Source organism: Bacillus sp. SIMBA_031, assembly GCF_046535225.1.
GTDB classification, from domain to species: Bacteria; Bacillota; Bacilli; order Bacillales; family Bacillaceae; genus Bacillus; species Bacillus velezensis.
The window spans coordinates 1,358,922-1,372,979 of the sequence record NZ_JAWRXC010000001.1; the positions used below are offsets into that span (position 1 = coordinate 1,358,922).

Here is a 14,058-nt window from a genome sequence, read left to right on the forward strand (position 1 = left end):
TTACCTCCCTTTTCTTTTGCGGCGGTACCAGAAGTAGCGGTCAATGAAAATCGCGCCGATTCCCGAAATTAAAGTCGCTAAGATGGTCGGCCCGACGATATCGGTCGGTGATTTCGCCGAGTAAGCCATGCGCACGGCAATGACGGTTGTCGGTATCAATGTAATACTCGAAGTATTTACCGCCAAAAAGGTAATCATGGAACGGCTGGCCTCAGACTTACCTCCATTCAGCTTTTTCATCTGCTCCATGGCTTTAATGCCGAGCGGTGTCGCCGCATTTCCCAGTCCGAAAAAGTTTGCCATGAGATTTGATAAGATGTATCCCATCGCCGGATGATCAGGGGGAATATCGGGAAACAGCTTAGAAATAAACGGGCGGCACATTCTGCTGAATATATCCAAAAGGCCGGACTGCTCGGCTATTTTCATCAGGCCGAGCCAGAACACGAGAACGCTCATTAATCCGAACGAGATCGTAACCGCTTCTTTCGCTCCTTTAAAAACGGCTTCATTCACATCCTGCAAGGTACCGTTAAACATCGCAAAGACAAGTCCGATTACCGTCAGACATACCCAGATTAAATTGACCATGACGAACCGCCCGCCGCGCTCATAAACAGGCTCGTAAACGTCTCAATGAAATGCTTTTTCGGTTTTTTATGGCGCTCGTTTTCATAATAGACGGGGATCTTGGCGATCACTTTCCCATCATGCATAACAGTCATTCGGCCGACGACATCAGGAATGAGAGAGGCGTCCTTTTTCCAGGTTTTTTTCGGTTTTATTAAGGTTGTGCGGATTTTCACATCGTCGATTTCATCCTCTTTTAACAAATATTTGACATCCCGGGCAATAAAAGCGCGCTTTCCGTAAAACGTCTTTTTCAGCTTCGGGATGCCGCCTTTTTTGGCGACGACATAGGTTTTATAGTGATCAAAGACATAATTAAACATATTCATATGATCATCCCAATCATCCGGATCATTTATAGTGACCGCGATGAGATCCGTACCGTCTTTTGAGGCCGTCGAGACGAGCGTCCGTTTCGCGATTTTTGTGTAACCTGTTTTTCCGCCTGTGCTGTAACGGTAGAGCCCTGTGAGAAGCTTGTTTTTATTTTTCCATACCCGGTCCATCGTTTCCGCCTTATACACTTTTGTGCCTGAAACGGTCCGGTATTCCTTGATTTTCATCGCGTATTTAGTCAAAAGCGCCATGTCATACGCCGTTGAATATAAATTTTCATGGTCGTCCAGTCCGTGCGGATTTTGAAATTTTGTATTTTCCATCCCGATTTGCTCGGCTTTTTTGTTCATCATAAATACAAAACCGTCAAGGCTTCCGCCGACATATTCAGCTATTGCTGCAGCGGCGTCATTTCCTGATCTCAGCATAAGCCCGTATACGAGATCTTTCAGCTTCACTTTTTGTCCCGGCTGAAGATAAATGGCTGAGCCTTCCGTTTTTACGGCATTCGGGGAAACCGTCACGGTCTCTTCCATCTTCCCTGATTCAATCGCCAGCACCGCCGTCATGATTTTCGTAATGCTTGCAATCCGCCGCTTATGATGTTCATCCTTGGCGAATAACACCCTGCCAGATGCTCCGTCGATTATAATCGCGCTTTTTGCGCTGACATGTATTTGGGCATGTGCCGTATTGCCGTCTGTAATGAAAAAAAGAATAACAAAAGTCAAAAGAAATACGGCAGCTTTTTTGAGAAAGCGCATGAATGCTCACGTCCTTGTTGTGGGTTTGTACAAGTTTATGCGCATGTCCATGACTTATGAATACCAATTGCATCACTTTCACATAAAAAAACTCTCCCAAAAGGAAGAGTTTTTATCTGACTGATGCCATATTTGAGCCTGATGCTTCATATTGCGCCAATTCTTCCCGCATGCGCAGAAATTCACTGCTGAGCGAAAGCAGAAGGCTCCGCAGCGAATCCGGCACTTGCTGGTAGAATTCAATCGCGCTTTGGCCTGTATAAGCGGCGCGGCTGTTTTCGTACCATGTATCCTTTTTCGGCATGAAAAACTCTTCCACGCACTGATGATACACTTTATACAGCGTTTTTTCCGCTCTCACCTCATGAAACGGCTCCTGCATTAAAAGCCGCCTGCAGGCTTCCTGGGCGCCTTCGCAAAAGACGGTCATCCTCCTCAGCACACTGAGCACGTCGCGGCAGTATGCCTCATCCGCCTCTCCTTGAGCCCGCATCTCCGGCAATGTTGTATGATTTAAATAGCTGCTGACCATCGTGACAACCTCGGCTAAAAATTCACCAGTTTCTTCAGTATGGGCCCTCACAATCGAATTTCCCATTTCCGTCCGTTTCCTTCCTCTCTTGTACGTCGTCATTTGCGTCATTCATCAATGGCCTTTCCCTACTATCGTATGATGAAAAACGATTATTATTTAATATCCTCAAAAGTTTGGTTGAAGTTTTCAAAGAATAAATCGGCTTCCTCCTGGAGAACGTCTTCCTCCGCATTTTCAGGAAGCGGCGGGAGCTCCTCCAATGTTTTTAAGCCGAATTGTTCAAGAAATACCGGTGTCGTGCCGTATAAAATCGCCCGGCCGGGACCGTCGGCGCGGCCCACCTCACACAGCAGCGCTTTTGACACGAGGCTGTGCAGAATCCGTTCAGACTTCACGCCCCGGATATCTTCAATTTCCGCCCGTGTGATCGGCTGCTTGTACGAGACGATCGCCAGCACTTCCAAAGAAGCCTGTGACAGCCCTTTTGACGGCACTTCGATTAGTTTTTTCAAATAAGGCACGAATTCTTTTTTCGTTCCAAGCATATACGTATCCGCATATTCGGTAAGCTCGATGCCTCTGTCGTCTTCCTTGTACTGAGCGGCCACTTCTTCCATGATTCCGGCCAGTTCCGCTTCTTCTATTTCAAGCACCGTCACCAATTGCTTTTTGGTCAGCCCTTCATCACCCGCCGCATACAGCAAGGCTTCCACAATCGCTTTCCAATTCACGATATCAAGCGCCATGAATGGATTCACTCCCCGTAATGTATATATCTGAAAAGTTTTCTTCCTGTTCAATGATAATCTGCTGATTTTTCATCAGTTCCAGGACTGCTAAAAACGTCACGACGAGATGGTCCTTTTGCCGAGAAGGAAAAAGCTCCGTGAAGTTTATTCTTCTCCCCGCCGTTTTTAAGCTTTTTACGATTTCGTTCATTCTGTCTTCAATCGGTATTTCCTGTCTTGTAATGGTCGTTTCTTTCGGCCGCGTGATTTTTTTACGCTGAAGCACCTTTTGAAACGCGCCGATCATGTCATAAACGGTCACCGACAGTTTCTGCTCGGTCTGTTTGATTTCTTTTGCATACTCACTTAAATCACTCGGCGGCTTTGTAAATGACTTTTGTCTTTCTTCTTCCCGCTCTTTTAAATCCTTCGCAGCGGTTTTATACTTTCTATACTCAATCAGCTTTTCAATCAGCTCGTCCCGAGGGTCTTCTTCTTCAAGCATTTCGTCTTCAAACAGCTCTTCCTCTTGTTTCGGAAGCAGCATTCTGCTTTTAATGCTGAGAAGCGTCGCCGCCATGACCAGATATTCACTGGCGACATCAAGTTCAAGCTCTTGCATTGTATGTACATATAATAAATATTGTTCAGTAATGGTTGCCACGGGTATGTCGTATATGTCGATTTCAAGACGGTTAATCAGATGAAGCAGCAGGTCCAATGGGCCTTCAAACGTATCAATTTTCACTTGATATTCTACCATTATCTCACCATTTTCAATATCACTCTCATTGCCGGAAAAACTGGCTACCCTTTAGTATAATCCACCGAAATGCTCTCGTCCAATACTTTTATACACGTCCTCCGTTATTTAGAAAATACTGAAAAAGAAGATATACGCCTATACCTTTAAAGGCGGATGCACATATGATAGCCGTGTAAACTTGAAACAAAGGGAGGCTGATTTCACATGAGCGGAGCTTGTTTCGGCGGAGGTTTTGCATTAATTGTCGTTCTGTTTATTTTGCTCGTTGTCGTAGGAGCATCTTACATCTGCTAGTTCATCAGGCTTCAGGCACCAAGCCGCTCTTTTTTCCTTTTCATAGCGCTGTGGTACACTGGTTTTAGCATAAAAGGAGGAAGCGGCTTGTATCCTAAAGCTTATATCGGCTTTTTGGCCGAATTTCACGCATCAAGAGATTATTTTGAGTGTCATGAACTGTTAGAGGAATATTGGAAAGAAAGCCCGGCTGAAAAGCGGAGCATTCATTGGGTCGGCCTGATTCAGCTTGCCGTCGCTCTGTATCACCAGCGCAGGGGAAATGAAGCCGGGGCGAAACGGCTGATTGCCAACAGCTTACGTATTCTCCGGTCTGAAAAGCAGGCGGTCTGTTCTCTCGGTCTCAGCCATCCGAAGCTGATTGAGCTGATAGAAACGCTGGCAGACGATATAGAAGCGGGCCTGCCTTATAAAAGTGTTATGCTGCCGATTACAGATGAAGCCCTGAAAGAAGCATGTCTTGCCGAATGCCGCCGAAAGGGCTATACATGGGGGCAAGACGGCGTATCAGATACCTTTCTTATTCATAAACACCGCCTGCGGGACAGGACGGATGTCATTAAGGAACGCGAACGGGAAATTGAGAGAAGAAAAAAAAGCAGAGGCTGACGGTCAGCCCTGCTTTTTCTATATCAAAACAGCTCCCGAAACCGTGAAGATTCCGGGAGCATTTGTCAGTTATTATATGAGATATCCTGATCTTTTTGATGTTGACAGCGTTCAAAAAAGCTTTGCGTTAATTCATTCGGAACGAGTGCCTCCGTTTTGAACAGACGTTTTAAGGCGTCCATCATTTGCTTTCCGATTCCTTGATGGCGGTGAGAAGGATTCACGCTGATATGCCGGATTTCAACTTCTGAGTCCTTTTTTTCGACTCCGATCGCTCCGACGATATCTTCATCCTCTTTCCAAAGAAAGAGCTGGCGGCCAGTATCCGTTTCATAGTCCTTTATTGTCTGCTGAAGCTGCTTGAGATCTTTTTCATTCGGCATAAATGACAGAAGACCCATCGCAATCTTTTCAAACGATTTTTTATAACGAATTAACATAAAAACCCCTCTATATCCAAAATGTCCATTCATGTCCTATCAAACGGATACATAAAGGCGATCCGTTTCCTCACATTATATCATTTTCGCCGCTGTTTTAAACGCTTTTCAACAAATTATTCAAATGAACGTTTAAGTTTGCCATTTCAATGGCAGATACTGCGCAATCCGCTCCCTTATTTCCGGCTTTTGTTCCGGCTCGTTCGATGGCCTGCTCAATGGTTTCAGTCGTCACGATGCCGAAGATAACCGGGACGCCCGTCGCCGTTCCCGCCTGGGCAATGCCTTTTGCCGCTTCATTGCAGACATAGTCATAATGCGTTGTCGCTCCTCTGATAACCGTGCCGAGCGTAATGACGGCATCGTATTTTTTCGTTTCCGCCATTTTCTTTGCCGCAAACGGGATTTCAAACGCTCCCGGCACCCAAGCGACGTCAATGTCGTTTGATTCTACACCGTGGCGAAGCAACGTGTCTTCCGCTCCGCTTAACAGCTTGCTCGTTATAAATTCATTAAATCTGCCGACGACGATTCCGATTTTAAGACCTGTTCCTACTAGGTTTCCTTGTATGATATTCATATGTTATCCATCCTTTTTTGTGAGATTTGTTTTTAGAAATGAAGCAGATGTCCAAGTTTTTTCATTTTGGTCTGTAAATATTGCTTGTTATGCTCACTCGCTTCCATTTGAAGCGGCACCCGTTCTGAAATGCTGAGACCGTATCCTTCGAGGCCGGCGATTTTCCGGGGGTTATTGGTTAAAAGTTTCATATGCTGAACCCCTAAGTCGCGGAGAATCTGGGCGCCGATGCCGTAGTTGCGCAGATCAGGCAGAAAGCCGAGCGCTTCGTTCGCTTCAACCGTGTCATACCCTTGTTCCTGCAATCGGTACGCCTTCAGCTTATTGATTAAACCGATTCCTCTGCCTTCCTGGCGCAAATACAATAGAACGCCGCGGCCTTCTTCAGCAATTTGCGCAAGCGCGGCATGAAGCTGAGGTCCGCAATCACAGCGATGGGATGCAAACACATCGCCCGTCAGGCATTCTGAGTGCACTCTGACAAGAACGGGTTCGCTGTTAAACGGGACATCCCCCATGACAAAGGCGAGATGTTCTTTTCCGTCAACCTCGTTTGTATATCCGTAAACCCTAAACGTGCCGAAGTCAGTCGGCAGCGTAATATCAACTTCTCTGTTCACAAGTGTCGTAATGTTGTAACGGTACTCTATTAAGTCTTTTATCGTAATCATTTTCAGCTGGTGGCGTTCGGCGATTTCGGCTAACTCCGGCACTCTGGCCATTGTGCCGTCTTCATTCATAATTTCACAAATGACGCCCGCCCCCTGAAATCCGCAGGCTTTTGCAAGATCAACGGCTGCTTCCGTATGGCCGGCCCGCTTCAGGACGCCTCCTTTTTTTGCGATTAAGGGGAAAATGTGGCCCGGACGCTGAAAATCGTCAGACACAGATTCTTCGTTCAACAGCGCCTGAATGGTAAAGGATCGTTCCTGCGCGCTGATGCCCGTTTTTGTCAGCCTGTGGTCAATACTGACCGTAAACGCGGTCTCATGTGAGTCCGTATTATGATCGACCATCGGGTGAAGATCCAGCCGGCCGGCGATGTCTTCAGACAGCGGCGTGCAGATCAGGCCTCTCCCATGGGTCGCCATAAAATTAACCACTTCCGGCGTGGCATGCTCAGCCAGCGCTACGAAATCTCCTTCGTTTTCTCTGTCTTCATCATCGACAACAATGATGACTTCACCTTTTTTCAGCGCCTCTAACGCCTCTTCTATCGGATGAAACATATCGATCTTCCTTTCTAAAAGCCGTTCTCGCTTAAAAAGGCTTCCGTGATAGTTTGATTACTTTTCGTTTGTTCTGTTTTGTGCAAAAAGCGGTATAAGTATTTGCCGATCATGTCACACTCAATATTTACGGTCGATCCGACTGTTTTCGTCTGAAAAATCGTTTCTGAGATGGTATGCGGAATGATGGATACCGTTACGCTTTCGTCTGATAAACCGAAAATCGTCAGGCTCACGCCGTCTACCGTAATTGAACCTTTCAATACGAGCGTTTTTGTCAATTCCGGCGAAAGTTTTAAATCGTAATAGACCGCGTTGCTTTTTTTCTCGATCCGCGTAATTTCCGCCGTTCCGTCCACATGCCCTGATACAAAGTGGCCGCCGAACCGTCCGTTGGCGGACATCGCTCTTTCCAGGTTTACTTTACTGCCTTTTGACAAGCCGTTCAGCGAAGTGGCTTTCACTGTTTCCGGCATGACATCAACCGTAAATTGATTGTCAGAAAATCCGGTTACGGTCAGGCAGATGCCGTTTACCGCAATGCTGTCGCCAAGCTTCACATCACTTGTCACTTTTGAAGCGGCGATGGTTAATGCCATGGAAAGGCCTGTCTTTTTGATTGCTTGGATCGTGCCTGTTTCTTCAACGATTCCTGTAAACATCGTCACCATCCTTTCCATCTTTAGGTATGGCCGTCAGTTTTATATCCGGCCCGATTTGGGTGATTTGTGTGAATTGTAAATGGGAGACATCTTTCATTGATTGAAAACCTTCACCGGAGATCAAGCTGGGAGCAAGCGTTCCTCCGATTAATTTAGGGGCGAAATAGAAATGAAGCTCTTGGAAACAGCCTTCCTTGACAAAACTTCCGTGTACGGATGCTCCGCCTTCCACATAAACGGACATTATGCCCTTTTCAGCAAGAATGCTGAGCACCTCAGGGACGTGAATGCGGTCTGTTTCCAGCGGAATAACTTTTATTCCGAGTGCGGTCAGCCGGTCTTTCTTTTGCACGTCTGCACCTTTGGCCGTAAATATCCATGTCGGCGCAGCGCCGTCAGTGAGCACATTTGCCGTTTCAGGAATGGTCAGCTTTGTATCGAGAATCACTCTGACCGGCTGCTTCACCGCATCAGGAAGCCTGCAGGTCAGGCTCGGATTATCGGCTTTGACTGTGCCTGCTCCGACAAGAATGCTTTGATGCGATTTCCTGTATTGCTGGGCATCAAGCCTTGCCGCCTCTGATGTAATCCATTTGCTGTCACCGGTTTCAGTCGCTGTTTTCCCGTCAAGGCTCGCGGCCGCTTTCAAGGTGACATACGGAAGTCCGGTCCGCATGAAGTGAAGAAACATTTTATTCAGCTCTTCTGCCTGCTGCCTGAGAAGTCCGGTTTTCACTTCGATGCCCGCTGCTTCCAGCATTCCGATGCCTTTTCCGGCTACAAGCGGATTCGGATCTTTCACCGCGATGAACACCCTTTTTATCCCCGACTTTATTATCAGTTCGGCGCATGGCGGTGTTTTTCCGTAATGGCTGCAAGGCTCCAGCGTCACATACAAATCGGCGCCTTTTGCGTGTCTGCCGGCCATATTAATCGCGTGAACCTCGGCATGCGCTTCTCCGTATTGCAAATGGGCGCCCATTCCGACGATCTGTCCGTTTTTGACGACGACAGCGCCGACAAGAGGATTGGACTGTGTCTGTCCTTCACCGCGTCTGGCAAGTTCTATTGCCGTATTCATATAATATTCTTCCATCGTTATCCCTCCCTTCTTCCACGCAATTTGGCGTCAAAAAAGCCCCGAATGTTTACACAATTCGGGGCTTTGCCAGTTTTAATCCATAGGAAATAAGACTATACAGTAAGTTTATTTTTTGCATAGCTTCTCTCATCCTTCTCCCATCCAGACTTTCACTGTCGGCTTCAGCTTTTCACTGAATCCACCGTATACAGATGCATACGGGTCACGGGCTGTAAAGCGCAAAACGCCTTATTACCGCCGGTCGGGATTTTCACCCAGCCCCGAAGGATACAATCAATATTTTTTTGTCCTTATCCGCTATTATAACATCCTTTGCGGCAGGCGCAATGAATTTGCACCTAATTATTCAGAAAAATAAAAAGCGCCCTTTTCTCATAAAAGGGCGCCTTTATTTATTCGTTCACTTTGACGACCTTCAATAAGCCGTCAATCCGGTTTGATTTGCTGAAATACGCTTTAATCTTATCTCCCTTTTTCATATCGGAGAGATCCTGCTTCAGCTTATCGCCGTTAAAAATAATTTTTGTGCCGTTATCTGCCGTACCGTGGTACTCAGTTCCTTCGATTTTCGTAATTTTATATGTTTTGACTGTATATTCTTCTTTTTCCTGGGACAGGGTTTGTCCGATTGCAGTCGGCACGTCTTTCAGTTCAATATCATTTATGACCATATAACCGCCCGCCAATAACAGCAGCAGTACAAGTAAAATGGCTGCTTTTGTTTTAATTCTTCCCATTTTTTCTACCTCCAGCCCGTATCAATCTATTCATTACTATGTCATATTCCTTTTTTTCATGAATAGAAAACCGTTCTTCCCTGCGTGAGTTATTCATATAACGTTTCATAAAGGGAAGATGTTTCATGTATCTGTAAAACTTTCTATCTATTAAATAGATATACGAATTTATGTTCTGTTTTTGAGGGTGGAAAGATAAATTTATATAAAAAAGCAGTTTTCTTATAAGAAAACTGCCTGTACGGTTTATTTCGTCTTGCGAATTTCGTTAAACGGGAAGAAGACGAATTTTGAAGTACCCGCTATTTGTTTTTTCGTAAAAAGACCGAGGCCGTTGCGGCTGTCCATAGATTCTCTGCGGTTATCACCCATGACGAAATATTTGTCGTCCGGCACCTTCACCGGGCCGAAGTCTTCTGTCAGCCGGTCATAGCCGTCTTGCTTCGCCTTGTGCTTGTTTGCCGCTAAATACGGTTCGGACACTTTTTTGCCGTTGATGTACAGCTGATCGTTTTTCATTTGCACCGTGTCGCCTGGGAGTCCGATAATCCGTTTGACATAGTGCTCGTTTTCTCCGTTCAGAACGACGATCTGGCCGCGTTTGAAGTCGCTTATGTATTTGACCGTCATATTGACAAAGATTCTCTCGCGGTCATGCAGCGTCGGATCCATTGATCTTCCATCAACGAGATAAGGGGCAAATAAAAAGTTTCGGATGAGCAGTGCCAGAACGACAGCGATGATAATGGCTTTCGCCCAATCAAGTACGGCGCTTTTTTTAGAAGTTTTTTCTTTTTCTGATTTCAAGTGATTTCCTCCCATTAGCCATGGTCGTTTTTATTTTACCATGAATCCCTGCACAGAGGGCAAATAAGCCCCGCACCTCATCCCATTTTTTTTCATTTTATAAGCCGGATCTGCTGATTTTACGGTATTTCACAAAGCTTCCGATCCGCCAAATGCACAAATACACAAAAGCAAGTTCCATCGTTAAAACGGCGAATTCCGCAGCGTCAATGTTTTTGAAATATTGGCTGAGCACGATACGGATCGCAATAATCGCGATAATGACATATTTAAAGTTTTTATTCCGCTTGGAGTAGACAAAGCCGTCTTCCCGGATTTCATAGGCGGTTTGCGACAGCATGATGACGCCGAATACCGCGCCTAACAGTCCGGCGATGGCGAGCTCCCAAAGAGCGGGAAAATGAAACGGCTTTCCCGGGATATTCATGAGCTGGCTGATGCTGAATGTAAAAATGACGGCGATAATTAAAAGCGGGAGAATGATGCCGAAGCCGCCGCCTTTAATCGGCCTGTTCCCCTTTTTCACCCTGAACCAAATAATAAGTGCGAGAATACTAATGACAAATAAAACGGTTGCCAATTGAACCAACGTTTCTACCTCTTTTCATTGTTGTAATCGGTCTTTATCACTATACCAGAGGAACTGCTATCGTTCATATATGTATTTTTTCATGATTTACACATGAGAATTTTCATATACATAAAAAAACCCGCCTGAAAAAGGCGGGTTTTCCGTCATTATCCTTCTACACGGATTTCTTTCATTTTGTCTCCGTTAGACATGTTTTTCGCATGCTCTAAACCGCTTGTCACTTTTCCGAATACAGTATGAACGCCGTTTAAATGCGGCTGCGGCTCATGTACGATGAAGAATTGGCTTGAACCCGTGTCTTTACCGGCATGCGCCATTGATAAAGAACCGGCTTCGTGCTTATGCGGATTGCCTTCTGTTTCACATTTGATCGTTTTTCCGCTTCCGCCCATGCCTGTCCCAGTCGGATCTCCGCCTTGGCTGACAAAGCCCGGAATCACGCGGTGAAAAATAACGCCGTCATAAAAGCCCGTATTCGCCAGGTTTTCAAAGTTAGCGACTGTATTAGGCGCTTCATTCGGATAAAGTTCAAATTCGATTCTGCTGCCGTTTTCCATTTCGATGTAACCAGTTTTCATTCTCATTCCTACTTCCGTATTGTTTTTTGTCAAAGCCTTCTTCAATATGAATTTCAATTGTAAGCCGGCTTTCTTTTTGATATTCTTTTGAAGGAAGAGGCCTCTGCTCTTCTTTTCGCGGCTATTATACCACACCTTCAGCCGGAAAACGAATCTCCCCGCTTCCGCAGAAAGAAAATGAAACCAGAACAGCTTCACAGCCGTCTATGTATCGGAACTGCTTCACGCAGGCCCTCACAAACCGCTTCAAAACGGCATTTGTGAAAAGAAGGAGGTTAACCGCTTTGAAAAAAATGTGGATTGGATTGCTGGCGGCGGCCGTTGTATTGTGCACAATACCGAAAATCAGCCTGGCCGATGCCGCAGTCGGAGATGTCATCGTCACACTGGGGGCGGATCTGTCAAACGAAAACCGTCAGAAAGTGCTTGACGAATTAAATGTCCCTGATAACGCGACAAAAGTGACGGTCACGAATAAAGAAGAACATGAATATCTGGGAAAATATATATCGAATGCCCAAATCGGCACAAGAGCCATCTCTTCATCATCCATCACGGTGGCAAAGAAAGGGTCCGGTCTTGACGTTAAGACCCATAATATCGATTCCATCACGGATGAAATGTACTTAAACGCCCTGATGACAGCAGGAGTGAAAGATGCGAAAGTATACGTGACGGCGCCGTTTGAGGTATCAGGCACCGCAGCATTAACGGGAATCATCAAGGCATATGAAGTCTCATCAGACAAAGCGATTTCAGAAGATGTAAAACAGGTCGCCAACCAAGAGCTTGTTACGACATCAGATCTCGGGGATAAAATCGGGGATAAAAACGCCTCCGCGCTCATCGCAAACATTAAAGATGATTTCGCGAAAAACGGTGTGCCCGATACAAAAGAAGGAATCGAGAAAAAGGTCGATGATGCGGCTTCAACCCTTAACATTACACTGACTGACGCTCAAAAAGACCAGCTCGTTTCATTGTTTAATAAAATGAAAAATGCCAAGATTGATTGGGGCCAAGTCGGCAGCCAGCTCGATAAGGCAAAAGACAAAATCACGAAGTTCATTCAATCCGATGAAGGCAAAAGCTTTGTTCAAAAAGTCATTGATTTCTTCGCTTCGATTTGGAATGCGATCGTGTCTGTATTCACAGGAGACAGCGGATCAAGTTCTAACAGCTGAATGCAAAAAGAGACCGGACGCCATTGTTCCGGTCTCTTTTTTATTTATTGTTTGACCCCCGCCTTAAACGGCAGATCCAGTTTTACAATGTCTTCATAAGTTTCCCTTCTAATGACAAGATGCGCTTCGCCGTCTTCCACAAAAACGACGGCGGGACGCGGAATGCGGTTGTAGTTGTTAGCCATGCTGTATCCGTACGCTCCCGTGCAGAAAACGGCGAGAAGATCGCCTTCTTTCACTTCCGGAAGATCTATATCCCAAATGAGCATATCACCGCTTTCACAGCACTTACCCGCGATGGATACCGTTTTGTCGTGGTGTTCTCCGATTCTGTTTGCCGATACGGCTTCATATTTCGCCTGATATAGCGCAGGACGGATATTATCGCTCATGCCCCCGTCAACCGCTGCATATTTACGGGTGCCGGGCACTTCTTTTTGCGAACCGATGGTATAAAGCGTCGTTCCGGCGTCTCCGACAAGCGAGCGTCCCGGTTCAATCCAGATCTCCGGAATGTCAAAAGCGTGCAGCGCTGCGTTTTCTTTTACCGCTTCGATAATTTTTTCCACATAAACGGCGGGATGCAGGGGTTCATCTTCCTCCGTGTAGCGGATGCCAAAGCCGCCCCCTAAATTCAGCACTTCAGAGACAAAGCCGAATGATTCTCTCCATTCATTCAGTTTTGTGAAGATTTTTTCTGCGGCCAGCACAAAGCCCGCCGTATCAAAAATTTGTGATCCGATGTGGCAGTGAACGCCGAGGAGGCGGATATGGTCTGACTGTAATACTTGTTCAATCGCCTTTTCTATTTGCCCGTTATGCAGATCAAAACCGAATTTGGAATCTTCCTGTCCCGTCGTAATATAATCATGCGTATGCGCCTCTACCCCCGGAGTGATGCGCAGAAGCACATCCATTGTGCGCCCTGATTTGCGGCACAGTTCCGCAAGTAAGGATATTTCATGAAAATTATCAACGACGATGCAGCCGATTTGATGATCGAGCGCCATTTTCAACTCTTCTTTGCTTTTGTTATTGCCGTGAAAGTGAATCCTGTCAGCCGGAAAACCAGCCGCAACCGCCGTAAACAGCTCTCCGCCGGATACAACGTCCAATGAGAGCCCCTCCTGCTCAGCGAGCTGTATCATCGCAACGGAAGAAAACGCCTTGCTCGCGTACGCGACCTGTGCCTTTAATTCCGCGTCAATGAATGCCTGTTTAAAGCTTTTAGCGCGCTCACGTATTAAAGCCACATCGTAAACATAAAGAGGCGTGCCGTAATGCTCCGCTAAATACAGCGCGTCCACACCTCCGATTTCCAAATGACCTAGTTTGTTTTGTCTGCTTGTGCCATGTAAGAACAATGCTCATTCCCTCTTTCTGATCCGCATATGGGTGAAAAGGACAGCTTCTTTTGAGCTGTCCTTATACAAGTCCCGTATAAGTTAAGACATACAATATCATAATCTTCTGTCGGTTTCAATG

General features: G+C 46.1%; 18 protein-coding genes and 1 riboswitch. Of the genes, 3 read left to right on the plus strand and 15 right to left on the minus strand.

Annotated elements, in window-relative coordinates; translation table 11 throughout:
- The 5 genes from SB724_RS06380 to SB724_RS06400 form a co-directional block, all read right to left on the minus strand.
- The gene (locus SB724_RS06380; RefSeq protein ID WP_003153385.1) at positions 1-591 is read right to left on the minus strand and encodes a nucleoside recognition domain-containing protein; all 591 of its coding nucleotides are present in this window, start codon (positions 589-591) and stop codon (positions 1-3) included.
- Positions 579-1,730 (minus strand): D-alanyl-D-alanine carboxypeptidase family protein, encoded by a 1,152-nt coding sequence (locus SB724_RS06385; RefSeq protein WP_410570473.1) that lies wholly within the window; start codon positions 1,728-1,730, stop codon positions 579-581. Before SB724_RS06385 ends, SB724_RS06380 begins: the two co-directional genes overlap by 13 nt.
- A 112-nt stretch (positions 1,731-1,842) precedes the next feature.
- Positions 1,843-2,328 carry a DUF3907 family protein gene (locus tag SB724_RS06390; RefSeq protein WP_003153380.1) on the minus strand — a complete coding sequence of 162 codons (486 nt, stop codon included), beginning with the start codon at positions 2,326-2,328 and terminating at the stop codon, positions 1,843-1,845.
- A gap of 89 nt (positions 2,329-2,417) precedes the next feature.
- Complete coding sequence (gene scpB, locus SB724_RS06395) at positions 2,418-3,011, minus strand: SMC-Scp complex subunit ScpB (protein ID WP_007409428.1); 594 nt, start codon at positions 3,009-3,011, stop codon at positions 2,418-2,420.
- On the minus strand, positions 3,001-3,756 hold the full coding sequence (locus tag SB724_RS06400) for a segregation/condensation protein A (RefSeq protein WP_007409427.1): 756 nt from the start codon (positions 3,754-3,756) through the stop codon (positions 3,001-3,003). Before SB724_RS06400 ends, scpB begins: the two co-directional genes overlap by 11 nt.
- Positions 3,757-3,963: 207 nt before the next feature.
- On the opposite strand from SB724_RS06400, the gene SB724_RS06405 reads away from it, so the two are divergent.
- Together SB724_RS06405 and SB724_RS06410 are read left to right on the plus strand one after the other, a co-directional pair.
- Positions 3,964-4,053, plus strand: a complete 90-nt coding sequence (locus tag SB724_RS06405) for a YjcZ family sporulation protein (RefSeq protein WP_003153376.1) — start codon at positions 3,964-3,966, stop codon at positions 4,051-4,053.
- A gap of 87 nt (positions 4,054-4,140) precedes the next feature.
- Complete coding sequence (locus SB724_RS06410; protein WP_007612304.1) at positions 4,141-4,662, plus strand: DUF309 domain-containing protein; 522 nt, start codon at positions 4,141-4,143, stop codon at positions 4,660-4,662.
- 65 nt (positions 4,663-4,727) lie between these two features.
- Here the strand turns inward: SB724_RS06410 and ribT are convergent, their stop codons facing one another.
- The 9 genes from ribT to SB724_RS06455 form a co-directional block, all read right to left on the minus strand.
- Entirely contained in the window at positions 4,728-5,102 is a 375-nt protein-coding gene (gene ribT / locus SB724_RS06415; RefSeq protein ID WP_003153373.1) for a GNAT family N-acetyltransferase RibT, read from the minus strand.
- A gap of 97 nt (positions 5,103-5,199) precedes the next feature.
- On the minus strand, positions 5,200-5,682 hold the full coding sequence (gene ribH, locus SB724_RS06420) for a 6,7-dimethyl-8-ribityllumazine synthase (protein ID WP_410570476.1): 483 nt from the start codon (positions 5,680-5,682) through the stop codon (positions 5,200-5,202).
- A 32-nt stretch (positions 5,683-5,714) separates the two neighbouring features.
- Positions 5,715-6,911: a bifunctional 3,4-dihydroxy-2-butanone-4-phosphate synthase/GTP cyclohydrolase II gene (locus SB724_RS06425; RefSeq protein WP_410570478.1), complete on the minus strand. Its 1,197-nt coding sequence runs from the start codon at positions 6,909-6,911 to the stop codon at positions 5,715-5,717.
- A gap of 14 nt (positions 6,912-6,925) precedes the next feature.
- The gene (gene ribE, locus SB724_RS06430; protein WP_007409425.1) at positions 6,926-7,573 is read right to left on the minus strand and encodes a riboflavin synthase; all 648 of its coding nucleotides are present in this window, start codon (positions 7,571-7,573) and stop codon (positions 6,926-6,928) included.
- Entirely contained in the window at positions 7,554-8,669 is a 1,116-nt protein-coding gene (gene ribD / locus SB724_RS06435; protein ID WP_410570480.1) for a bifunctional diaminohydroxyphosphoribosylaminopyrimidine deaminase/5-amino-6-(5-phosphoribosylamino)uracil reductase RibD, read from the minus strand. Before ribD ends, ribE begins: the two co-directional genes overlap by 20 nt.
- 131 nt (positions 8,670-8,800) lie before the next feature.
- Positions 8,801-8,947: riboswitch (FMN riboswitch) on the minus strand.
- Between the two features lie 120 nt (positions 8,948-9,067).
- On the minus strand, positions 9,068-9,412 hold the full coding sequence (locus SB724_RS06440) for a hypothetical protein (RefSeq protein WP_410570482.1): 345 nt from the start codon (positions 9,410-9,412) through the stop codon (positions 9,068-9,070).
- A 246-nt stretch (positions 9,413-9,658) separates the two neighbouring features.
- Complete coding sequence (gene lepB, locus SB724_RS06445) at positions 9,659-10,234, minus strand: signal peptidase I (RefSeq protein WP_032861567.1); 576 nt, start codon at positions 10,232-10,234, stop codon at positions 9,659-9,661.
- 82 nt (positions 10,235-10,316) lie between these two features.
- Positions 10,317-10,808 (minus strand): CcdC protein domain-containing protein, encoded by a 492-nt coding sequence (locus SB724_RS06450; RefSeq protein WP_410570485.1) that lies wholly within the window; start codon positions 10,806-10,808, stop codon positions 10,317-10,319.
- Positions 10,809-10,957: 149 nt separating this feature from the next.
- On the minus strand, positions 10,958-11,389 hold the full coding sequence (locus SB724_RS06455) for a peptidylprolyl isomerase (RefSeq protein WP_003153363.1): 432 nt from the start codon (positions 11,387-11,389) through the stop codon (positions 10,958-10,960).
- 284 nt (positions 11,390-11,673) lie between these two features.
- On the opposite strand from SB724_RS06455, the gene SB724_RS06460 reads away from it, so the two are divergent.
- Entirely contained in the window at positions 11,674-12,573 is a 900-nt protein-coding gene (locus SB724_RS06460) for a DUF1002 domain-containing protein (protein ID WP_082998695.1), read from the plus strand.
- A gap of 44 nt (positions 12,574-12,617) precedes the next feature.
- On the opposite strand, the gene lysA is transcribed toward SB724_RS06460, so the two are convergent.
- A complete protein-coding gene (gene lysA / locus SB724_RS06465; protein WP_410570487.1) occupies positions 12,618-13,937 on the minus strand; it encodes a diaminopimelate decarboxylase in 1,320 nt (439 codons plus the stop codon).
- Between the last annotated feature and the right edge of the window lie 121 nt (positions 13,938-14,058).